This window comes from Geodermatophilus sp. DSM 44513, from assembly GCF_032460525.1.
GTDB lineage: Bacteria > Actinomycetota > Actinomycetes > Mycobacteriales > Geodermatophilaceae > Geodermatophilus.
This window is the reverse complement of sequence record NZ_CP135963.1, coordinates 3,758,646-3,780,079: the sequence shown is the minus strand read 5'-3', so window position 1 is coordinate 3,780,079 and position 21,434 is coordinate 3,758,646. Positions and strand designations below refer to the sequence as shown.

The following is a 21,434-nucleotide window of genomic DNA, read 5'->3' as shown; positions in this document are numbered from 1 at the left end:
CCGTGGGAGGCCGACTCTTCGGGACCGACGGCGTCCGGGGCCGGGCCAACGCCGACCTCACCCCGGAGCTGGCCCTCTCGGTGGCACGGGCGGCCGCTGGCGTGCTCGCCGACCGCGACGGGACCGCGCGTCCCGTCGCGGTCGTCGGTCGCGACCCGCGCGCCAGCGGGGAGATGCTCGAGGCCGCCGTCGTCGCCGGCCTCGCCAGCGCCGGCGCGCAGGTGCTGCGGGCCGGGGTGCTGCCCACCCCGGCGATCGCCCACCTCACCGGGCACACCGGCGCGGACCTCGGCGTGATGATCTCCGCCAGCCACAACCCGATGCCGGACAACGGCATCAAGCTGTTCAGCCGCGGCGGGCACAAGCTGCCCGACGCCGTCGAGGCCGCCATCGAGCAGGCCGTGACCGCCGGTCAGACCGACGGCCCCCGGCCCACCGGCGCCGACGTCGGCCGGGTCTCCGACCTCACCGACGCCGGGGCCGTCTACGTGGAGCACCTGCTGTCCACGGTCGACCGGCCGCTGTCCGGGCTCACCCTCGTCGTCGACTGCGCGCACGGGTCGGCCGCCGTGTGCGCCCCCGAGGTCTACCGGCTGGCCGGCGCCACCGTGCACGTGATCGGTGGCGAGCCCGACGGCTGGAATACCAACGACGGCGTGGGCTCCACGCACCTCGGCCCGCTCACCGCGGCCGTGCGCGCGCATGGTGCCGACCTCGGCATCGCCCACGACGGCGACGCCGACCGCTGCCTGGCCGTGACCGCCGCGGGCGAGGTCGTCGACGGTGACGCGATCCTCGCCGTCTGCGCCCTGGGGCTGCACCAGCGCGGCCGGCTCACCGGCGACACCGTCGTCGCGACGGTCATGAGCAACCTCGGCTTCCACCACACCATGCGCGACGCCGGCATCGCGGTGCACACGACCGCCGTCGGCGACCGCTACGTGCTCGAGGCGCTGCGGGCCCACGGCCTGAGCCTGGGCGGCGAGCAGAGCGGGCACCTGGTCTTCCTCGACCACGCCACCACCGGGGACGGGCTGCTCACCGGGCTGGCGCTGCTGTCCCGGATGGCCGAGACCGGCGCCTCCCTGACCGAGCTCGCGTCGGTGGTGCAGCGGCTGCCGCAGACGCTGGTCAACGTGCCGGTGCGCGACCGGACGGCCGTGTCGGCCAGCGACGAGGTCGCCGCGGCGGTCAACCGGGGCGAGGCCGAGCTCGGGGAGGACGGCCGGGTGCTGCTGCGCCCCTCGGGCACCGAGCAGCTGGTGCGGGTGATGGTCGAGGCGCCCACCCAGGAGCGGGCCGACGCGATCGCCCAGCGCCTGGCCGCGGTCGTCGCCGCCGTCGACTAGCGCCCCGCGAGGCCGCCGGCCGGGGGTGCCCACTCGGCGAGCAGGGCCTGCTCGCGCCGGGCCGCCTCGGGGGTGTCCAGCCCCTCACCGGGGGCCTCCGCCCGCGCCCAGGTCAGCGTGTCACGGGCCGTGTCCTCGGCCGGGCGGAAGGCCAGGCCGGCGGCGAGCGCAGCGGAGGAGTCGATCGCCGACTGCGGGATCTGGTCCTCGGGGTACCACAGCGGCCGCGACTCCTCCTCGACCCCGGCCAGCCGGTCGCGCAGCAGGTCCTCGTCCACCCAGGTCAGGTCGACGTCACCGGGCGCACCGCCGGCCGCGCGCAGGCAGGCCGCCAGCACCTCGCGCAGCGGCTCCGCCCGGCCCGGGCCGACGGCGTTGAGGACCCCGCCCCGCCCGGCGGCCAGCGCGGCCACGATCCAGCCGGCCACGTCCCGGGCGTCGCTGTACTGCACCGGACGGTCGGGGTCCCCGGGTGCCAGCACGGTGCGCGGGCGCTCCCCGGTGAGCGCCCGGGACAACCGCAGCGGCCAGTAGGTGAAACGGTGCGACGGGTCGCGCGGGCCGACCATGATGCCGACCCGGGGGAATAGCGCCGGCCCGTCGAACACCTCGGTCACCACCCGCTCGCCGGCCAGCTTCGCCAGCGACCGCTCCTGCAGCGGGTCGTCGTCCGGCTGCACCCCGGCCGCCCGGACCGGCGCGCGCTCGTCGGGCACGGCGGGCCCCTGCGGGTCGTAGACGCTCATCCCGGACACGTAGCCGTAGACGCCGACCGAGCCGGACAGCAGCTCCGCGGTCGCGCGCACCGCCGGCGCGTCGGGCGTGGGGTCGGTGAAGGTGTCGAGGACGGCGTCCCACTGCCGGCCGCGCAGCGCGCCGAGGTCGGCGGTGCGGTCCCCGCGCAGCACCTCGACGCCGTCGTGGGGGGTGCGGCCGGAGCGGCTGAGGACGCTCACCTCCGCGCCGGCGGCCAGCGCCGCGGCCACCGCGTGGAAGCCGAGGAACCCGCCGCCACCCAGCACCAGCAGCCGCACCGGACCCCCTCGTCGATGGGCGGCGGCCGCCCGCGCGGGCACCCGGGACGCCGCCGTGGCCGGACGCTACCCGGCCCGCGTGCCGCGCCCGTGGCCGGCGTCACGCGCTCGGCCGGTCTCATCCCGTGGAGCGAGGCGGGACGGAGCGGTCCGGTGCCGCCGGTAGCCTCGGGGGAATGTGCGGCATCGTGGGATACGTCGGTCCACAGAACGCCCTGGACGTCGTCCTGGAGGGTCTGCGCCGGCTGGAGTACCGGGGGTACGACTCCGCGGGGGTGGCCGTCCTCGCCGACGGCGGGCAGGCCACGGCCAAGAAGGCCGGGAAGCTGGCCAACCTGGAGAAGGTCCTCGGCGACGCCCCGCTCCCGGAGTCGACGATCGGCATCGGGCACACCCGGTGGGCCACCCACGGCGGGCCGACCGACCGCAACGCGCACCCGCACGTGTCCGCCGACGGCCGGGTCGCAGTGATCCACAACGGGATCATCGAGAACTTCGCCGCTCTGCGCGCCGAGTGCGAGGCCACCGGCGTCGAGTTCACCTCCGAGACCGACACCGAGGTCGCCGCCCACCTGCTCGCCCGGGTCTACGCCGAGACGCCCGCCGGGCCCGGCCGCCTGGCCGAGGCGATGCGCACGGTGAGCCGCCGGCTGGAGGGCGCCTTCACCCTGGTCGCCTCGCACGCCGACGAGCCGGACACCCTGGTCGCCTCCCGGCGCAACAGCCCGCTGGTCGTCGGCGTCGGCGAGACGGCGGACGGCACCGCCGAGTACTTCCTGGGCTCCGACGTCGCCGCGTTCATCGCGCACACCCGCGAGGCCCGCGAGCTCGGCCAGGACCAGGTCGTCGAGATCGACCGGCACCGCGGGCTGACCGTCACCGACTTCACCGGCACCGCCGTGGAGCCGCACGCCTACACCGTCGACTGGGACGCCGAGGCCGCCGAGAAGGGCGGCTACGACTGGTTCATGCTCAAGGAGATCGCCGAGCAGCCGCGGGCGGTCGCCGACACCCTGCTCGGCCGCATCGGCCAGGGCGGCGAGCTGGTCCTCGACGAGGTGCGGCTGTCCGACCAGGACCTGCGCGACGTCGACAAGGTCTTCGTCGTCGCCTGCGGCACCGCCTACCACGCCGGGCTGATCGCCAAGTACGCCATCGAGCACTGGACCCGCATCCCGGTCGAGGTCGAGGTCGCCAGTGAGTTCCGCTACCGCGACCCGGTGCTGGACCGCTCCACGCTGGTCGTCGTCATCAGCCAGTCCGGCGAGACGATGGACACCCTCATGGCGCTGCGGCACGCCAAGGAGCAGAAGGCCCGCGTGCTGGCGATCTGCAACGCCAACGGCTCGACCATCCCGCGGGAGTCCGACGCCGTCCTCTACACCCACGCCGGGCCGGAGATCGCCGTTGCCTCGACCAAGGGCTTCCTCACCCAGCTGATCGCCTGCTACCTGGTCGGGTTGTTCCTGGCGCAGGTGCGCGGCATCAAGTACGCCGACGAGGTGGCCACGATCGTCGACGACCTGCGCCGGCTGCCCGAGGCGGTCGCCGAGGTGCTCACCCAGATGGAGCCGGTGCGCGAGCTCGGCCGCTCCCTGGCCGACGCCGGCACCATCCTGTTCCTCGGCCGGCACGTCGCCTTCCCGGTGGCTCTGGAGGGTGCGCTCAAGCTCAAGGAGCTGGCCTACATCCACGCCGAGGGCTTCGCCGCCGGCGAGCTCAAGCACGGGCCGATCGCGCTGATCGACCAGGGGACGCCGGTGGTCGTCGTCGTCCCGTCCCCCCGGGCGCGGGGGTCGGTGCACGGCAAGGTGGTCTCCAACATCCAGGAGGTCCGGGCCCGCGGCGCGCGCACCATCGTGATCGCCGAGGAGGGCGACGAGGACGTCGTCCCCTACGCCGACCACGTGATCCGGGTGCCCCGCACGCCCACGCTGATGGCGCCGGTGGTCACCACCGTGCCGCTGCAGGTGCTGGCCTGCGAGATCGCCGACACCCGCGGCTACGACGTCGACCAGCCACGCAACCTGGCCAAGAGCGTCACCGTCGAGTGACGGTCCCCGACGATCAGCTCAGCTGGTCATCGCCGGTCCGGGCTCACCGCCGGCCGTGAGCCCGGACCCGCGACGGTGAGCCCGGACGAGGTCAGAACGGCGGGTGGGACGGCGGCACGGCAGACTTGGCCCCGTGATCATCGGGGTCGGGATCGACGTGGTGCCGGTGGACCGGTTCGCCGAGTCGCTGACCCGGACGCCGGGCCTGCGCGACCGGTTGTTCACCGCCGCCGAGCAGCGGACGCCGCGGGGCGCGCCACGCACGGGTGAGTCGCTGGCCGCCCGCTTCGCCGCCAAGGAGGCCGTCGCCAAGGCCCTCGGTGCCCCCGGTGACCTGCGCTGGCACGACGCGGAGGTGTGCGTCGGCGAGCACGGCCGCCCGCACCTGGAGGTGCGCGGCACGGTGGCCGGGCGGGCGGCGCAGCTCGGCGTCACCTCCTGGCACCTGTCACTGAGCCACGACGGCGGCATCGCCTCGGCCGTCGTGGTCGCCGAGGGCTCGGGGCGGGCAGGGACGAGCGCAGACGGGGACACCGAGTGAGGGGCCTCTACACCGCCGGGCAGGTCCGCGCGGCCGAGGAGCCGCTGCTGGCCGCCACCCCCGAGGGCACGCTCATGCTGCGCGCCGCCACCGGCCTGGCCACGGTCTGCCTGCGGCTGCTCGGGCGCGCGCACGGCACCCGGGTCACCGCCCTGGTCGGCGCCGGCAACAACGGCGGCGACGCGCTGTTCGCCGGCGCCCACCTGGCCCGCCGCGGCGCCCGGGTGACCGCCGTCCTGCTCGACCCGGAGCGGGCGCACCCCGCCGGCCTGGCCGCGCTGCGGGCCGCCGGCGGGCGGGTCACCGGCCCCGACGGCCCCACCGGCCTGGAGCGTGCCGACCTCGTCCTGGACGGGATCGTCGGCACCGGCGGCCGCGGTGGCCTGCGGGCACCGGCCGCCGGGCTGGTCGAGCGGGCGGCCACCGGGCCGGGCCTGATGGTCGCCGTCGACGTCCCCAGCGGCGTGGACGCGACCACCGGCGCGGCCCCCGGGACGGCGTTCCCCGCCCAGCACACCGTCACCTTCGGGGCGGTCACGACCGGGCTGGTCGTCGGCGCGGGCCGGGGGCACGCCGGCGAGGTGCACCTGGTCGACATCGGGCTGGACCTGCCGGCCCCGGACGCCTGGCAGCTGACCGACGCCGACGTGGCCGCCCGCCTCCGCCCGCCGCACGCCGGCGACGACAAGTACACCCAGGGCGTGGTCGGCGTGGTCGCCGGCTCGGCCACCTACCCCGGCGCCGCCGTGCTGTGCGTGGGAGCGGCGCTGCGCACCCGGCCCGGGCTGGTCCGCTACGCCGGGACGGCGGCCGCGGGCGTGCGGGCTGCCTGGCCCGAGGTGATCGTCACCGAGGGCCGGCCGGCCGACGCCGGACGGGTGCAGGCGTGGGTCGTGGGCCCCGGCGCGGGCACCGACGACGCCGCCCGCGCCGTGCTGGCCGAGGTGCTCGCCACCGACCTCCCGGTGCTGCTGGACGCCGACGCGCTGACCCTGGCCGCGCGGGAGCCGGACCTGCTGCGCGGCCGGGCGGCGCCCACCGTCCTCACCCCGCACGACCGCGAGTACGCCCGCTTCGGTCGTGAGGTGGGCGAGGACCGGGTCGGCGCGGCCCGCCGGCTGGCCGCGGACCTCGGCGCCGTCGTCCTGCTCAAGGGCGACGCGACCGTCGTCGCCGCCCCCGACGGCACCACCTACGTCAACGGCACCGGCACCCCGTGGCTGGCCACCGCCGGCACCGGCGACGTGCTGTCGGGGGTCCTCGGTGCGCTGCTGGCCACCGGCCTGCCGGCCGAGGAGGCGGCCGCGGTCGCCGCGCACGTGCACGGGCGGGCGGGGCAGGTGGCCGCCGAAGCGGGTCCGCCGGTCGCGAGCGACCTGGTGCGGTGCCTGCCGGCGACGCTGCGCCGGGTGCGCCAGGCACCCGCGGGACGGCTGGGAGACTGGGGCGCGTGACCAACGGACCCCGTGCGGAGGTGGTGGTCGACCTCGACGCCATCGCCGCCAACACCGCGGCGCTGCGCGAGCGCGTCGGCCGGCCGCTCATGGCGGTGGTCAAGGCCGACGGCTACGGCCACGGCCTCGTCCCCGCGGCGCGGGCGGCGCTGGCCGGGGGGGCCGACGCGCTCGGGGTGGCGGTGCTGGAGGAGGCCGTGGCACTGCGGGCGGCCGGGGTCACCGCCCCGCTGCTGGCCTGGCTGCACGCCCCGGGCACCGACTACGCCGCCGCGCTGGCTACCGACGTCGAGGTGTCGGTCAACGCCGGCTGGGCCCTGGCCGAGGTCGTCGAGGCCGCGCGCGCCACCGGCCGCACCGCCCGCGTGCACCTGTGCGCCGACTCGGGCCTGTCCCGCGAGGGCGCCGTCGCGGCGGACTGGCCGGACCTGGTCGCCGCCGCCGCGCGGGCACAGGCCGACGGCGAGCTGGACGTCGTGGGGTTGTGGAGCCACCTGGCCCATGCCGACGCCCCCACCCACCCGACGATCGGCACGCAGGTGCGGGTGTTCGAGGAGGCCGTGGCGGTCGCCCGCGCGGCCGGGCTGACCGGGGCGCGCCGGCACCTGGCCAACTCCGCGGCGACGATCGCGCTGCCGGGCACCTGGTACGACCTGGTCCGCCCGGGGATCGCCGTCTACGGCCTGGACCCCCTCGGCGGCGACCCCGCCGCCCACGGGCTGCGCCCCGCGATGACCGTGCGGGCTCCCGCCGCGCTGACCAAGCGGGTGCCCGCCGGCGCCGGCGTCTCCTACGGGCACACCTACAGCCCCCGGACGGAGACCACGCTGCTGCTCGTGCCGGTCGGGTACGCCGACGGCGTCCCGCGCGCGGCGGGCAACCGGGCCCCGGTGCTGGCCGCCGGCGCCCGGCGCACCATCGCCGGGCGGGTGTGCATGGACCAGTTCGTGCTCGACGTCGGGGACGCCGACGTGCGGGCCGGCGACGAGGTCGTGCTGTGGGGGCCGGGGGACCACGGCGAGCCGACCGCGCAGGACTGGGCCGACGCGGTCGACACCATCCACTACGAGCTGGTCACCCGCGTCGGGGGCCGCTTCGCCCGCCGGTACGTCGGCTCGGCGGGGGCGGTCTGATGGCCGCCCCGAAGCTGCCGCAGCACCGCGTGGGGGTCCTCGGTGCCGTCGTCGGCCTGGCCGCCGCCGGCACCGCCGTCGGGATCGCGGTCAGCCGGGCCGCCGCCCGGCGGGTGGGCGCTCAGCGGGTGGGGTCGGCGGCGGGCCTGCCGGCGGGCGCCTCGGACGCGGAGCTGCGCGAGGACGACCCGCTCGGCCCGCGGTCGCGGCGGGCCGACCGGACGGCGCTGGTCGCGGCGGACGACGGCGTGCTGCTGGCCGTCGAGGAGGTCGGGCCCTCCGACGCTCCGCTGACCGTCGTCTTCGTCCACGGCTACTGCCTGTCGATGGCGACCTGGACCTTCCAGCGCCGGGCGCTGGGTGCTGCCCTGGCCACCGCCAACGGCGCCCGCCCGACCGCCCGGCTGGTGTTCTACGACCAGCGCGGGCACGGCGCCTCCGGCCGCGGGCCGGCCGAGCACTCGACCATGGCGCAGCTGGGCCGCGACCTCGACGCGGTGCTGCGGGCGCGGGTGCCCTCGGGGCCGGTGGTGCTCGTCGGGCACTCCATGGGCGGCATGACGGTGATGGCGCTGGCCGCGGTGCGCCCGGAGCTGTTCGGCACCCGGGTCGTGGGGGCCGCGCTGGTGAGCACCTCCAGCGGCAACCTCGCCGACGTCGACCTCGGCCTGCCCCAGGTGCTCACCCGGGTGCGGGCGGCGGTGGTGCCGATCGCGGCCTACACGATGCGCCGACGTCCCGGCCTCGCCGAGCGCACCCGCCGGGTGGCCGCCGACCTCATCTCCCAGGTCACCTGGTCGCTGTCGTTCGCCTCCCGCGACGTCGACCCGGCGCTGGGCCGCTACGTGGACTCGATGATCACCGGCACCCCGGTCGAGGTGATCGCGGAGTTCTACCCGGCGCTGGCCGGCCTGGACGAGACGGCGTCGCTGGCGCCGCTGCGCCGGGTCCCCGTGCTGGTGCTCACCGGGGACGGCGACACCCTGATCCCGCCGGGGCACAGCGCCGCGATCGTGGAGCTGCTGGGCGGCCCCGGGGCGCCGGGCGTGGAGCACGTCGTCGTCCCCGCGGCGGGTCACATGGTGCCGCTGGAGCAGCCGGAGGCGGTGACGGCGGCGCTGTCGGGCCTGCTGCGCCGGGTGGCCGCCGACCAGCCCAGCGGGGTCGAGGGGTGACCCGGCCGCCGCGGTCCGACGCCGCCGCCGAGGAGGTCGCCCACGCCGCGGCCGCGGCCCCGGACTGGGACGGCCTCGCCCGGGTCGCCCGCCCGTGCGTGGCCTGCCCCGAGCTGGCCACCACCCGGCAGCAGGTCGTGGTGGGCGACCCCCCGGCTGCCGGGCGCCCGCGCTTCGCGCTGGTCGGCGAGGCCCCCGGGGCGACCGAGGACCAGACCGGCCGGCCGTTCGTGGGGAGGTCCGGCCAGCTGCTGGACCAGCTGCTCGCCGAGGCCGGGCTGCACCGGGCGCAGGCCGCCGTCCTCAACGTCGTCAAGTGCCGCCCGCCGGGCAACCGGACGCCGAAGGCGCCGGAGGTGGCCCGCTGCAGCGGCTGGCTGCGCCGCCAGCTGGAGCTGCTCGACCCGCCGGTCGTGGTGGCCCTCGGGCTGTCCTCGGCCAAGTGGTTCCTCGGCCCGCGCACCGTGCTGGCGGCCGCCCGCGGCCGGGCGCACGACGTCGACGGCCGCGCCGTGTGGGCGACCTACCACCCGTCGGCGGCGATCCGGTTCGGCCCGAACGGGGCGCCGCGCGCCGGGCTGCTGGCCGACCTCACCGCGGTCGCGGCCACCCTGACGTGAGGCGCGAGCACCTGCTGCCCACCCCGGCCGACACCCGGGCGCTCGGCGCCGCACTGGCCGCGCTGCTGCGTGCTGGTGACCTCGTCGTGCTGGTCGGCCCGCTGGGCGCGGGCAAGACCGCGCTGACCCAGGGCATCGGGGAGGCGCTCGGCGTACGCGAGCCGGTCACCTCGCCGACGTTCGTCATCGCCCGGGTGCACCGCGGCGGCCGGCTGCCGCTGGTGCACGTCGACGCCTACCGGCTCGGCGGGGTCGCCGACGTCGACGACCTGGACCTCGACGTGACGGTCGCCGACTCCGTCACCGTCGTGGAGTGGGGGCAGGGGCTGGTGGAGCAGCTGACCGACGAGCACCTGGAGGTGCGCCTGGACCGCCGCGAGGACGACGTCCGGACGGCGGTGCTGGTGCCGCACGGCCCGGGCTGGGAGCAGCGGCTGGACGGTGCCGACCGGTGAGCGGCGGTCGCCCGCGGGTCGAGGTCCGCCAGCTCCCCGGCCCGGTGCTCGCCGCGCTGGCCGACGGTGACCTGGCCGCCGCGGGCGCCGGCTCGCCCGTGCCGCTGCCGCCGTCGTTCGCCGGCCCGCGGTGGGCGCCGGTGTGGCGGCTGCGGGCCGAGCAGGTCACGGCCGACCCCGGGTCCGCCGCGTGGGTGACCGGGGTCGTCTGGGACCCCGACCGGCGGCTGACCGTCGGCCGCGCCGGGTTCCACGGCCCGCCCGACGCCCGCGGCATGGTCGAGGTGGGCTACGAGGTCCTGCCCGAGCACCGGCGCCGGGGCTACGCGCGGGCCGCCCTGGCTGCGCTGCTCGACCGCGCCCGGCGCGAACCGGACGTCCGGGTGGTCCGGGTGTCCATCGCGCCGGACAACGCCGCGTCGCTGGCCGTGGTGGCGCCCTTCGGCTTCCGCCGGGTGGGGGAGCAGGTGGACGAGGAGGACGGTCCGGAGACGGTCTTCGAGCTCGACCTCCCCTGAGCACTACCCTGGTCACCCGTGCTCGTCCTCGCCCTCGACACCGCCACGCCGACGCTGGTCGCCGGCCTCGCGCGGTGGTCGGCGGACGGTGCCGAGGTGCTCGCCGAGCGGGCGGTGCCCTCGGGCACCCGGCACGCCGAGCTGCTCACCGGCACGGTCACCGACGTGCTGCGGGACGCCGGCGTGACACTGGCCGACGTGGCCGCCGTCGTCACCGGCCTGGGCCCCGGCCCGTTCACCGGCCTGCGCGTCGGGGTGGTCACCGCCGCCGCGCTGGCCGACGCCCGCGGGCTGCCGGCCGTGGGGGTGTGCTCGCTGGACGCGGTGGGCTCCGGTGCCCGCACGGTGGTCACCGACGCCCGACGCCGGGAGGTCTACTGGGCCGCCTACGACCCGGACGGGACACGCAGCGACGGGCCGGGGGTGCTGCGCCCGGAGGAGCTGGCGCCGGCCGGCCCGGTCGTGGGGGACGCCCGGTTCGCCGAGCGGCTCGGCGTCGAGGTCACCCCCGCCGAGGTGACCACGGCCGGACTGCTCCGGGCCGCGGCGGCGCAGCTGGCCGACCCGCCGTCCGCCGCACCGCTGGTGCCGCTCTACCTGCGCCGTCCGGACGCCGTCCCGCCGGCGTCCCACAAGCCGGTGACCACCGCTTGAGCGTCCGCCTGCGGCCGATGCGGCTGGCCGACCTGGACACCGTGCTGGAGCTGGAGGAGCAGCTGTTCGCCCCGGACACCTGGACCCGCGCCATGTACCGCGACGAGCTGGCCCGCACCGACACCCGGAACTACCTGGTCGCCGAGGAGGACGACCGGGTCGTCGGCTACGCCGGGCTGATCGCCTACGCCGACGAGGCGCACGTGGCCACCATCGGCGTCGCCGCGGGCCGGCAGGGAGAGGGCATCGGGGCCCTGCTGCTCGACGCGCTGCTCACCGAGGCCGACCGGCGCAGTCCGGTGGTGCTGCTGGAGGTGCGCGCGGACAACGAGGTGGCCCAGGGGCTGTACCGGCGGCGCGGGTTCACCGAGGCCGGCCGGCGGCCGCGCTACTACCAGCCCAGCGGCACGGACGCCGTCGTCATGAGGAGGGAGCGCCGGTGAGCGAGCCGCTCGTCCTGGGGTTCGAGACCTCCTGCGACGAGACCGGCGTCGGCCTGGTGCGGGGCCGGACGCTGCTGTCCGACGCGCTGGCCACCTCGGTCGCCGAGCACGAGCGCTTCGGTGGGGTGGTGCCGGAGATCGCCTCGCGGGCGCACCTGGAGGCGATGGTGCCGACCGTGCACCGCGCGCTGGCGGAGGCCGGGGTGCGCGCCGCCGACGTCGACGCCGTGGCGGTGACCGCCGGGCCGGGGCTGACCGGGGCGCTGCTGGTCGGGCTGGCCGCGGCCAAGGCGTACGCGCTGGCCCTCGACGTGCCGCTGTACGGCGTCAACCACCTGGCCGCGCACGTCGCCGTCGACGAGCTGCAGCACGGGGCGCTCGCCGAGCCGTCGATCGCGCTGCTGGTCTCCGGCGGGCACAGCTCGCTGCTGCTGGTGCCCGACCTGGCCCGGGAGGTGCGGTCGCTGGGCCGCACCGTCGACGACGCGGCGGGGGAGGCCTTCGACAAGGTCGCCCGCGTGCTCGGCCTGCCCTTCCCCGGTGGCCCGCCGATCGACCGGGCCGCGCGCGAGGGCGACCCCGCGGCGATCGCCTTCCCCCGCGGGCTCACCGGACCCCGCGACGCCCCCTACGACTTCTCCTTCTCCGGGCTGAAGACCGCCGTCGCCCGCTGGGTGGAGGCCCGGCAGCGGGCGGGGGAGCCGGTGCCGGTGGCCGACGTCGCGGCGTCGTTCCAGGAGGCGGTGGCCGACGTGCTGACCCGCAAGGCCGTGCGCGCCTGCCGGGACACCGGCGTGGACCACCTGGTGCTCGGCGGCGGGGTGGCGGCCAACTCGCGGCTGCGCGCGCTGGCCGAGGAGCGCTGCGCCGCGGCCGGGATCGTGCTGCGGGTGCCCAGCCCGCGGCTGTGCACCGACAACGGCGCGATGGTGGCCGCGCTGGGCTCCCGGCTGGTCGAGGCGGGGGTGGCGCCGTCCGCCCCGGACGTCGGCGCGGACAGCTCCCTGCCGATCGACGTCGTCACCCGCTGAGGGCCGCCTTCATCGCGACATCGGCGATTGGTGGACGTCGCACACCAAGGCGCTGGGGGCGCCGGCGACCCGGGTTAGGACGACGGTCGCCGTCCCCGAACCCGGGCCGCGCAGCTGGCGGGCGAGGGTCTCCGGCTCGATCGCCGAGCCGCGCTTCTTCACCACCACCCGCCCGACGCCGCGCGCCCGCAGCAGGGCCCGGAGCCTCTTCAGGTGGAACGGCAGCACCTCGTCGACCCGGTACGACGACACCCACGGGGAGCCGGCCGCCGCGCCGGAGGTCAGGTAGGCGATGGTCGGGTCGACCAGGGTGGCGCCGAGGTCGGCGGCGACCAGCGAGACCAGCCCGGAGCGGATCACCGCCGGGTCCGGCTCGTGCAGCCAGCCCCGCACCGGTCCGCTGTCAGCGGCGCCCGGGTCGGCGTCGGCGGTCAGCTCGTGCACCGTGTCGCCGCGCACCACCGTCGCCCGCCGCCAGGTCGCCGAGACGCCCCGGCCCCACAGCAGCGCCTCCACGATCGACCCGCCCACCGACACCCACTCCGCCTCGACCCCGGCCGGCACCCGGTCGTGGTCCAGCCCAGGGGCCACCTTGACCACCGCGCGCGGCACCCGGTCCAGCAGCGCGGCGACCGTCGACCAGGGCGGGGACCAGCGGTCGGGGTCCAGCTGCCGCCGTCCGCCGGCCCGGCGTGCGGGGTCCAGGACGGCGGCGGCGCACCCGGCCACCTCCCCGCCGCGGGCGGCGTCCACCAGGTCGATGGCGTCGCCGGCCACCACCCAGACGTCGTCGTCCACGCCGAGCGCCGCGGCGTTGGCGGCGGTCAGCTCCCTGGCCAGCGGGTCGCGGTCGACGGCCAGCACCCGCGCCCCGGCCCGGGCCAGCGCGACCGTGTCGGTACCGGCGGCGCAGCCCAGGTCGACGGCGGAGTCGGTGCCGTCGGCGAGCAGCCGGGTGGCGCGGCGGGCGGCCAGCGCGGGACGGCCGGCCTGCTCGAGGGTGTCCGCGGTGAGGAACAGGACGTCGGCGTCGGCGCCGAAGACCGGCCGGGCGCGGGCGCGCAGCCGGGCCAGCTCCCAGGCCGGGCCGGCGTGCTCGGGTCCGACCTCCGACCGCAGCCGGGTCAGCCCGCCGAGCAGATCGCTGCCGCCGTCCAGCAGGGCGGCCGCCCGCGCCACGGCCGCCGTCCCCTCGGGGGTGCGCAGCCAGCGGAGGTCGTCGACGGTCGTCATGCGTCCAGGACGCCGCCCGCGGACACCCCGCGAGCCTCCGGCACCCGTCCGGTCGCGAGGTCCTCCGCCAGGTGGGCGGTGGAGTGCTCCGGTGGCGTGTGCCGGCCCAGCTCGTCGAACAGCCGCACCCGCCGGCGCAGCCGCACCCCCGGCCGGCCGGCCCAGTCGAAGGTCACCTCGATCGTGGTCTCCGGCCACCGGCCGACGAGCTGCGCGTGGCCGCCGGACACGCCCTCCTCGACCGGCCGGACCGCACCGGACGCGTCGGCCCACGTCCGCAGCCAGAACCGGGCGTAGGAGTCGTGGTCGACCGGGCGTGGCCCCAGCGGCCGGCAGTGCGCCGTGACGTCGACGGAGTCCGCGGGCAGCACCACGTCCACCCGGTCACCGACGACCTGCAGCAGGTCGACCGGGGCGGGCGCCCCGACCCCGGCGGCGCGGTCGGCCGGTCGGGCGAAGGCCACCCACAGTGCGTCCGGCCGCCCGACGGCGGCTCGCACCGTGCCCGCGCCCAGGACCACCCGTGTGCCGGTCGACGACGTCGCGACCGATCCCCGCGGGGTCCCGACGGGTCCGCGGACCCAGCCGAGCTCCCAGGTGGCACCGGCTGCCGGCTCGGTGCCTCCAGGGTGGTCGAGGGCCGGGTCCTCGCGGTCCTCCGAGGGATGCCACCCGAACCCCCGCCCGGCCACGGCCGAAGCCAGCACCCGTGGTGCCGGTGACCAGGTGAACGGCGCGTCGAGGGCGTCGGGCACGCCCGCCGACCACGGCAGGGTCACCCACCGCAGCTCGGGCACCCACTCCCAGGTGCCGGCTCCGAGGTGGCGCCGGGTCCCAGTGCCGGTCTCGACCTGGAGGTGCACCCCGGCGTCGCTGCCGACGATGTCGACCACCGGCGCCTGGACGACGACCTCCCGGACCGACCCGTCAGCGGCCGCGACCAGCAGTGGGCTCCACCCGCGCGCCGGTGCGGGTGCGTCCGGTCCGTGGGCCAGGTCCTGGGGTGGTGGCGGCGGTACCAGCCAGGCGCCGTGCGCGCCGGCCGCGACCAGTCGGAGGCCGGCCGTGTCGGTGGTGACGCGGACGGTCGCGACGGTCACCGCGCCGGCCGGGGTCACCCGGGCCACCGGACCGTGCCCGGCCTGCACCCAGAGGCCCTCGCCGTCCGACAGTGCCCGCCACTCGCCCTGCCAGTGGGTCTCGCTCGCCGCCGGCACCGCGGGCCAGCCGACCAGGCGCCGGAGCCGTCCCGAGCCGGGGTCGACGACGGCGGCGACGGGCTGCACCTCGTCGACGGCCCAGACCTCGCCGGCGACCACCTGCAGGTGCGCCGGACGCAGGTGTCGCACTGCGCTCACCAGCGGGAAGCTACGCCAGGACGTCGGCCGTGGCCCCGGTTGAGTGGCTGGCACTCTCCTGGGTAGAGTGCCAATCGACACGGGAACCAGGCGTCTGACCCCCGCGACGGCAGGCCCCGGCACCGTGCCACAGCAGCAGATCGACCCACCAGCCGTCCGACACCGAAGGGGGCGTCACCGACGTGACGACCGCTACCAAGGTCAACATCAAGCCGCTGGAGGACCGTGTCGTGGTCCAGGCCAACGAGGCCGAGACCACCACCGCCTCCGGCCTGGTCATCCCGGACACCGCCAAGGAGAAGCCGCAGGAGGGCACGGTCGTGGCCGTGGGCCCCGGTCGCGTCGACGACAACGGCAACCGCGTCCCGCTCGACGTCTCCGTCGGCGACGTGGTCATCTACTCCAAGTACGGCGGCACCGAGGTCAAGTACGCCGGCGAGGAGTACCTCGTGCTCTCCGCGCGCGACCTGCTCGCCGTCGTCGAGAAGTAGTCGAAGGACCCCGTCGCCCCCCACTCGCTCGCACGCTCGCGAGCGGACCCCTGCGACGGGGCCGTTCCAGCGGCTCACGAGGCCGTTCCAGCACGTCACGTCCGCCCCGGCGACCCGAGTGACCGGGTCGCCGGGGCGGTCGTCGTCCCACCCCTGACCTCCGAGAAGGGCCCATGGCCAAGATCATCAAGTTCAACGAGGACGCCCGCCGCTCGCTCGAGCGCGGCGTGGACAAGCTGGCCGACGCGGTCAAGGTGACCCTCGGCCCGCGCGGGCGCAACGTCGTCCTCGACAAGAAGTTCGGCGCCCCCACCATCACCAACGACGGCGTCACCATCGCCCGCGAGGTCGAGCTCGAGGACCCCTACGAGGACCTCGGCGCCCAGCTGGCCAAGAACGTCGCCACCAAGACCAACGACGTCGCCGGCGACGGCACCACCACCGCCACCGTGCTGGCCCAGGCGCTGGTGCACGAGGGCATGCGCAACGTCGCCGCGGGCGCCAGCCCGACCGCGCTCGGCGCCGGCATGCGCGCGGCCGCCGACGCGGTGTCGGCGGCCCTCGACGAGGTCGCCATCCCGGTCGCCGACCAGGCGGCCATCGCCGGTGTCGCGACCGTCTCCGCCCAGGACGCCGAGGTCGGCGAGCTCATCGGGCAGGCCATGGAGAAGGTCGGCAAGGACGGCGTCATCACCGTCGAGGAGGCCACCACCCTCTCGACCGAGCTCGATGTGACCGAGGGCGTGCAGTTCGACAAGGGCTACCTCTCGCCGTACTTCGTCACCGACCCCGAGGCGATGGAGGCCGTCCTCGAGGACGCGCTCGTCCTGCTCGTGCAGGGCAAGGTCGGCGCGCTGGCCGACCTGCTGCCGCTGCTGGAGAAGGTGCTGTCCACCGGCAGCCGCCCCCTGCTGATCGTCGCCGAGGACGTCGAGGGCGAGGCGCTGTCCACCCTGGTCGTCAACTCCATCCGCAAGACGATCAAGGCCGTCGCGGTCAAGTCGCCGTACTTCGGTGACCGCCGCAAGGCCTTCATGACCGACCTCGCCGTCGTCACCGGCGGCCAGGTGGTCAGCGAGGACGTCGGCCTCACGCTCGACCAGGTGGGTCTGGAGGTGCTCGGCACCGCCCGCCGGGTCACCGTCACCAAGGACGACACCACGATCGTCGACGGCGGCGGCACCCGGGAGGCCATCGGCGACCGGGTGGCGCAGATCCGCCGCGAGATCGAGGCGACGGACTCCGACTGGGACCGCGAGAAGCTCCAGGAGCGGCTGGCCAAGCTCGCCGGCGGCATCGGCGTCATCCGCGTCGGCGCGGCCACCGAGGTGGAGATGAAGGAGAAGAAGCACCGCATCGAGGACGCCATCGCCGCCACCCGCGCCGCGGTGGAGGAGGGTGTCGTCCCCGGTGGCGGGTCGGCGCTGGTGCACGCGGCCGCGGCCGTGGACGCCCTCGACCTCTCCGGCGACGAGCTGACCGGCGCCCGCGTGGTCCGCAGCGCGCTGGACGCCCCGCTGGTGCGCATCGCGGAGAACGCCGGCTTCGAGGGGCGGGTCGTCGTGGCCCGCGTCCGCGAGGCCGGTGCCGGTCAGGGCTTCAACGCCGCGACCGGCGAGTACGGCGACCTGGCCGCCCAGGGCGTCATCGACCCGGTCAAGGTCACGAAGGCCGCGCTGGGCAACGCCGTGTCGATCGCCGCCATGGTGCTCACCACGGACTCCGCCGTCGTCGAGGCGCCGAAGGAGGAGCCGGCCGGGGCCGGGCACCACACCCACGGCCACTCGCACGGCCACGGGCACAGCCACTGAGCTGACGCTCCCGGCGAGATCGGCGGTCTCGCACGCTCAGCACCGCTGAACCGTGCGAGACCGCCGATCTCGCCGCTGGGAGGGCCCTGGAACGACGAGAGGGCCCGGTCCGAACGGACCGGGCCCTTTCGTCGTGCGGTGTGGCGCCCTCAGACCCCCGCGGCGACCGCGGCGGGCTCCGCGGCGATCAGCCGGGCCCGCTCCTCCTCGCTCATGCCGCCCCAGACCCCGTAGGGCTCGCGCACCGACAGCGCGTGCTTGAGGCAGGACTCCAGGACCGGGCAGCGCCCGCACACCGCCTTGGCGGCCGTCTGACGACGGGCCCGAGCCGGGCCACGTTCGCCGTCCGGGTGGAAGAAGAGAGCGGTGCTCTCCCCGCGGCACGCGCCGTGCAGCTGCCAGTCCCAGACCTCGGCGACGGGGGTGGGCAGGCGGCGGATGTCGGCCATTGGTCCTCCTCGGCTCGATGCGAGCCGGAGGGGGCGGTCCGGTCGCATGGGGGCCGGTGCCCGAGGCCTCCGTGGGTCAAACGCACGGTGATCCTGCATTTTGTCGGCTCCGGCCTCCCTCCGCTGGGTGAGAGCGGCTGTCCTCCCCCCGGCCAGTCGATCAAGGTGGCTGCAGGCCGTGCCGAACACCGCCACGGGACACCCCTCGCCACCCGGTCCGACCGGGCGGACGGCGGAGTCCCTGGCGGGACGCGCGCCGAGCGACACCCGGCCGGGGGACCCGGGCGGTGGGGGACCCGGCCAGCCGTGGCCGAGGCAGCGAGGAGCAGGCGTGATCGACGACAGGATGCGCGGACCCGGCCACGGGACCACGACGGTGTGGGTCTACGACGAACGCCGGCGGGTGCGCGACGACATCGCGGGCCGGCTGGTGGCCCTGCCGTTCGTCGGCCGGGTGGAGGTCGTCGGTGAGCCGGCCGCGCTCATGGCCCGGCTGGCCACCCGCCAGCCCGACGTCCTGCTCATCGGCACCCAGCGCGCCACGGACTCCGGGCTGACCGTCGCCACCCAGGCGCTGCGGGTCAACCCGCGGCTGCCGGTGCTGGTCCTCGGCGCCCCCGACGACGGCGAGACCGTCCGGGCCGCGGTCGCGGCCGGTGCCCGCGGCTACCTGCGCTGGGACGCCACCGCGCTGGAGATGGGCCTGGGTCTGTCGCGGGTCGGCCTGCGGGTCGACGGGCGGGGTCCCGCGCCGGCCATCCCGGCCCAGCCGGTGCCGCTGGCGTCGGTCGGTGCCGCCACGGCGCCGTCCTGGGGCGGTGCCAGCCCGCTGACCGGTGGCGCGCCCACCACGGTGCGCTCGACGGTGCGCGAGCCCGCGCCGGTCAGCCTGTCCATGCGCGAGATGCAGGTGCTCACCGGCATGAGCCAGGGCAAGAGCAACGCCCAGATCGGCCGGGAGCTCTACCTGTCCGAGGACACCATCAAGACCCACGCCCGCCGGCTGTTCCGCAAGCTCGGCGCCAAGGACCGCGCCGAGGCGGTGGCCACCGGCTTCCGCCGCGGCATGATGACCTGACGGGCACGGACACCCGCCGAGGGCCCTCTCCGACCGGTCGGAGGGGGCCCTCGGCGCGTCCGCGTCAGGACCGGGCGGCCGGCGCGCGGTAGGTGCGGAGCAGCGGGCGGGTGCCCGCCGGTGTCGTCCAGTCGGCCGGCCGGGTGCCGACCAGGGACCAGCCCTGCCGCTCGTACAACCCGACGGCGGCGGCCGCACCGTCGACGACGTCCAGCACCAGGCCGGTGCGCGCGGCGCCGGCCCAGCCGCGGACGACGTCCAGCAGCACGGCGCCCAGCCCGTGTCCCCGCGCGTCCGGGGCGACGAACAGCCGGGTGACCGCGGCCAGGCCGTCCGGGGCCCGGGTCACGACCACGTGCCCGGTCACGGCGCCGGCCCGCTCGGCGACCCAGGCCTCCGCGGTGTCCGGCGGGTCCAGCCAGGCAGCCGGGTCGGCCGGCCAGCGCCCGGGGTAGCCGTCAGCGAGGTGGACGGCCCTCAGCACCCGGACACAGTCGGTCAGGTCACCGGTGCTGCGCCGGCGGACCCGGGGTTCAGTCGTCGCGGGCGTGCCGGCCGCCACGGCCCTCGCCACCGGGCTCCTCGCGGTCGGCCACCGCGGCGATGCCGTCGGCGTAGCCGCTGGCGTAGTCCCAGCTGACGTAGTCGTCGGGGTCGGGGTCGAACGGCGGCTCGTGCCGGCCGGTCTGGCCCTCCTCGAGCAGCTGGCGGAGGTTGGCCTGCATGAGCGCCCAGTCGACGTGGTGCTCCTCCTCGCAGTCCGGGCAGTCGACGACGATGCCCTTGATGCCGGTGGGCTCCAGCAGCGTCCGGAACACCTCCAGCTCGGCGAGGTCGTCGAGGACACCGGCCCGCTCCTCCATCGTCAGCGGCGGAGGAGCCGGCTGGTCGGCGGAGCCGGAGGCGTCGTCCCAAGAACTCACGGGTGCCACGGTATCGGCCGCGCGGGCGCGGCACGAAGGCCGCGAGGGGCGCCGCCTACGATCGACGGGAGCTCCCCGCGCGCCCAGGAGGGGTGCCGGCCGATCCGGAGGGTGGCGGCGACCGATGCAGCCCGATGAGTCCGTCCCCGAGCTGCCGGCGAAGTTCGCGCCGCTGGGGCTGACCTACGACGACGTCCTGCTCATCCCCGGCGCGTCCGACGTCGTCCCCGCCGAGGTGGACACCAGCAGCCGGCTCACCCGCGGCATCCGGCTGGCCGTCCCGCTGCTGTCCAGTGCGATGGACACCGTCACCGAGGCCCGGATGGCGATCGCCATGGCGCGGGTCGGCGGCATGGGCGTGCTGCACCGCAACCTGGCCGCCGAGGAGCAGGCCGGCCAGGTCGACCTGGTGAAGCGCTCGGAGGCCGGCATGGTGACCAACCCGGTCACCTGCTCGCCGGACAACAGCCTCGCCGAGGTCGACGCGCTCTCGGCGCGCTACCGCATCTCCGGGGCGCCGGTGGTCGACGGCGACGGCGTCCTGGTCGGCATCGTGACCAACCGGGACATGCGCTTCGAGAGCGACCAGTCGGTGCTGGTCCGCGACGTGATGACGCCGATGCCGCTGGTCACCGCGCCGGTGGGCGTGGACGCCGACACCGCGCTGGCCCTGCTGCGCAAGAACAAGATCGAGAAGCTGCCGCTGGTCGACCGCGCCGGCCGGCTGCGCGGGCTGATCACCGTCAAGGACTTCGTCAAGCGCGACCAGTACCCCCACGCCACCAAGGACGCCGACGGCCGCCTGGTCGTGGGTGCGGCCCTGGGGGTGGGCGACGACGCCTACAAGCGGGCCGGGCTGCTGGTCGACGCCGGCGTGGACGTGCTCGTCGTCGACACCGCGCACGGCCACCAGCGCGCGGTGCTGGACATGGTGGCGCGGGTGACGGCCGACTTCGGCGTGCAGGTCGTCGGCGGCAACGTGGCCACCCGCGCCGGGGCCCAGGCCCTGGTCGACGCCGGGGTGGACGCCGTCAAGGTCGGCGTCGGGCCGGGCTCCATCTGCACCACCCGCGTGGTCGCCGGCGTCGGCGTCCCGCAGGTCACCGCCATCTACGAGGCGGCGCTGGCCGCCCGACCGGCCGGCGTGCCGGTGATCGCCGACGGCGGCCTGCAGTACTCCGGCGACATCGCCAAGGCCCTGGTCGCCGGCGCCGACACGGTGATGATCGGCGGGCTGTTCGCCGGCGTCGAGGAGGCGCCGGGCGAGCTGGTCTTCGTCAACGGCAAGCAGTACAAGACCTACCGCGGCATGGGGTCGCTGGGCGCCATGCAGAAGCGCGGCAACCAGTCCTTCAGCCGGGACCGCTACTTCGCCGACGACGTCCTGTCCGACGACAAGCTCGTCCCCGAGGGCATCGAGGGCCAGGTGCCCTACCGCGGCCCGCTGGCCGGGGTGGCCCACCAGCTCGTCGGCGGGCTGCGCGCCTCGATGGGCTACGCGGGGGCGCAGACGATCGCTGATCTCCAGGAGCGCGGCCGGCTGACCCGGATCACCTCGGCCGGCCTGGTGGAGAGCCACCCCCACGACATCCAGATGACCGTCGAGGCACCGAACTACCGGGGGCGCTGA

Annotated in this window: 22 protein-coding genes; 16 read left to right on the top strand and 6 right to left on the bottom strand. The window is 76.6% G+C overall.

Annotation, left to right across the window (positions count from 1 at the left end; translation table 11 throughout):
* The first annotated feature begins 2 nt into the window (after positions 1-2).
* On the top strand, positions 3-1,349 hold the full coding sequence (gene glmM, locus RTG05_RS18250; RefSeq protein WP_166526297.1) for a phosphoglucosamine mutase: 1,347 nt from the start codon (positions 3-5) through the stop codon (positions 1,347-1,349).
* Here the strand turns inward: glmM and RTG05_RS18245 are convergent.
* Positions 1,346-2,383 (bottom strand): NAD-dependent epimerase/dehydratase family protein, encoded by a 1,038-nt coding sequence (locus RTG05_RS18245; RefSeq protein ID WP_166526296.1) that lies wholly within the window; start codon positions 2,381-2,383, stop codon positions 1,346-1,348. The genes glmM and RTG05_RS18245 overlap by 4 nt on opposite strands.
* 176 nt (positions 2,384-2,559) lie before the next feature.
* Between RTG05_RS18245 and glmS the strand changes: the two genes are divergently transcribed.
* From glmS to tsaD, 11 genes are all read left to right on the top strand, one after another.
* Positions 2,560-4,437, top strand: coding sequence for a glutamine--fructose-6-phosphate transaminase (isomerizing) (gene glmS, locus RTG05_RS18240; protein WP_166526295.1), 1,878 nt, complete (start codon positions 2,560-2,562; stop codon positions 4,435-4,437).
* A gap of 133 nt (positions 4,438-4,570) precedes the next feature.
* Complete coding sequence (locus RTG05_RS18235; protein WP_166526294.1) at positions 4,571-4,978, top strand: holo-ACP synthase; 408 nt, start codon at positions 4,571-4,573, stop codon at positions 4,976-4,978.
* Positions 4,975-6,432, top strand: a complete 1,458-nt coding sequence (locus tag RTG05_RS18230) for an NAD(P)H-hydrate dehydratase (RefSeq protein WP_166526293.1) — start codon at positions 4,975-4,977, stop codon at positions 6,430-6,432. The genes RTG05_RS18235 and RTG05_RS18230 overlap by 4 nt, the downstream gene beginning before the upstream one ends.
* On the top strand, positions 6,429-7,565 hold the full coding sequence (alr, locus tag RTG05_RS18225) for an alanine racemase (protein WP_315912035.1): 1,137 nt from the start codon (positions 6,429-6,431) through the stop codon (positions 7,563-7,565). Before RTG05_RS18230 ends, alr begins: the two co-directional genes overlap by 4 nt.
* Positions 7,565-8,740, top strand: a complete 1,176-nt coding sequence (locus RTG05_RS18220; RefSeq protein WP_166526292.1) for an alpha/beta fold hydrolase — start codon at positions 7,565-7,567, stop codon at positions 8,738-8,740. Before alr ends, RTG05_RS18220 begins: the two co-directional genes overlap by 1 nt.
* On the top strand, positions 8,737-9,360 hold the full coding sequence (locus RTG05_RS18215; protein WP_166526291.1) for a uracil-DNA glycosylase: 624 nt from the start codon (positions 8,737-8,739) through the stop codon (positions 9,358-9,360). Before RTG05_RS18220 ends, RTG05_RS18215 begins: the two co-directional genes overlap by 4 nt.
* On the top strand, positions 9,357-9,815 hold the full coding sequence (gene tsaE, locus RTG05_RS18210; RefSeq protein ID WP_166526290.1) for a tRNA (adenosine(37)-N6)-threonylcarbamoyltransferase complex ATPase subunit type 1 TsaE: 459 nt from the start codon (positions 9,357-9,359) through the stop codon (positions 9,813-9,815). Before RTG05_RS18215 ends, tsaE begins: the two co-directional genes overlap by 4 nt.
* The gene (locus RTG05_RS18205; protein ID WP_208104646.1) at positions 9,812-10,333 is read left to right on the top strand and encodes a GNAT family N-acetyltransferase; all 522 of its coding nucleotides are present in this window, start codon (positions 9,812-9,814) and stop codon (positions 10,331-10,333) included. The genes tsaE and RTG05_RS18205 overlap by 4 nt, the downstream gene beginning before the upstream one ends.
* Positions 10,334-10,351: 18 nt before the next feature.
* Entirely contained in the window at positions 10,352-10,987 is a 636-nt protein-coding gene (gene tsaB / locus RTG05_RS18200; protein ID WP_166526289.1) for a tRNA (adenosine(37)-N6)-threonylcarbamoyltransferase complex dimerization subunit type 1 TsaB, read from the top strand.
* On the top strand, positions 10,984-11,430 hold the full coding sequence (gene rimI / locus RTG05_RS18195) for a ribosomal protein S18-alanine N-acetyltransferase (protein WP_315912034.1): 447 nt from the start codon (positions 10,984-10,986) through the stop codon (positions 11,428-11,430). The genes tsaB and rimI overlap by 4 nt, the downstream gene beginning before the upstream one ends.
* A complete protein-coding gene (tsaD, locus tag RTG05_RS18190; RefSeq protein WP_166526288.1) occupies positions 11,427-12,461 on the top strand; it encodes a tRNA (adenosine(37)-N6)-threonylcarbamoyltransferase complex transferase subunit TsaD in 1,035 nt (344 codons plus the stop codon). Before rimI ends, tsaD begins: the two co-directional genes overlap by 4 nt.
* A 9-nt stretch (positions 12,462-12,470) precedes the next feature.
* Here tsaD and RTG05_RS18185 read toward each other — a convergent pair whose 3' ends face one another.
* Together RTG05_RS18185 and RTG05_RS18180 are read right to left on the bottom strand one after the other, a co-directional pair.
* On the bottom strand, positions 12,471-13,694 hold the full coding sequence (locus tag RTG05_RS18185) for a THUMP-like domain-containing protein (protein WP_166526287.1): 1,224 nt from the start codon (positions 13,692-13,694) through the stop codon (positions 12,471-12,473).
* A complete protein-coding gene (locus tag RTG05_RS18180; RefSeq protein WP_166526286.1) occupies positions 13,691-15,052 on the bottom strand; it encodes a hypothetical protein in 1,362 nt (453 codons plus the stop codon). The genes RTG05_RS18185 and RTG05_RS18180 overlap by 4 nt, the downstream gene beginning before the upstream one ends.
* A 182-nt stretch (positions 15,053-15,234) precedes the next feature.
* On the opposite strand from RTG05_RS18180, the gene groES reads away from it, so the two are divergent.
* Together groES and groL are read left to right on the top strand one after the other, a co-directional pair.
* Positions 15,235-15,543, top strand: a complete 309-nt coding sequence (groES, locus tag RTG05_RS18175) for a co-chaperone GroES (protein ID WP_089303764.1) — start codon at positions 15,235-15,237, stop codon at positions 15,541-15,543.
* Between the two features lie 173 nt (positions 15,544-15,716).
* Entirely contained in the window at positions 15,717-17,354 is a 1,638-nt protein-coding gene (gene groL, locus RTG05_RS18170) for a chaperonin GroEL (protein WP_166526285.1), read from the top strand.
* 149 nt (positions 17,355-17,503) lie between these two features.
* Here groL and RTG05_RS18165 read toward each other — a convergent pair whose 3' ends face one another.
* On the bottom strand, positions 17,504-17,803 hold the full coding sequence (locus RTG05_RS18165; protein ID WP_166526284.1) for a WhiB family transcriptional regulator: 300 nt from the start codon (positions 17,801-17,803) through the stop codon (positions 17,504-17,506).
* A gap of 331 nt (positions 17,804-18,134) precedes the next feature.
* Here RTG05_RS18165 and RTG05_RS18160 point away from each other — a divergent pair, with 331 nt between their 5' ends.
* The gene (locus tag RTG05_RS18160; RefSeq protein ID WP_166526283.1) at positions 18,135-18,881 is read left to right on the top strand and encodes a response regulator transcription factor; all 747 of its coding nucleotides are present in this window, start codon (positions 18,135-18,137) and stop codon (positions 18,879-18,881) included.
* Positions 18,882-18,945: 64 nt separating this feature from the next.
* Here the strand turns inward: RTG05_RS18160 and RTG05_RS18155 are convergent, their stop codons facing one another.
* Entirely contained in the window at positions 18,946-19,365 is a 420-nt protein-coding gene (locus RTG05_RS18155; protein WP_208104645.1) for a GNAT family N-acetyltransferase, read from the bottom strand.
* Between the two features lie 49 nt (positions 19,366-19,414).
* Positions 19,415-19,804, bottom strand: coding sequence for a DUF5319 family protein (locus RTG05_RS18150; protein ID WP_166526282.1), 390 nt, complete (start codon positions 19,802-19,804; stop codon positions 19,415-19,417).
* Positions 19,805-19,928: 124 nt separating this feature from the next.
* On the opposite strand from RTG05_RS18150, the gene guaB reads away from it, so the two are divergent.
* On the top strand, positions 19,929-21,434 hold the full coding sequence (gene guaB / locus RTG05_RS18145) for an IMP dehydrogenase (RefSeq protein WP_166526281.1): 1,506 nt from the start codon (positions 19,929-19,931) through the stop codon (positions 21,432-21,434).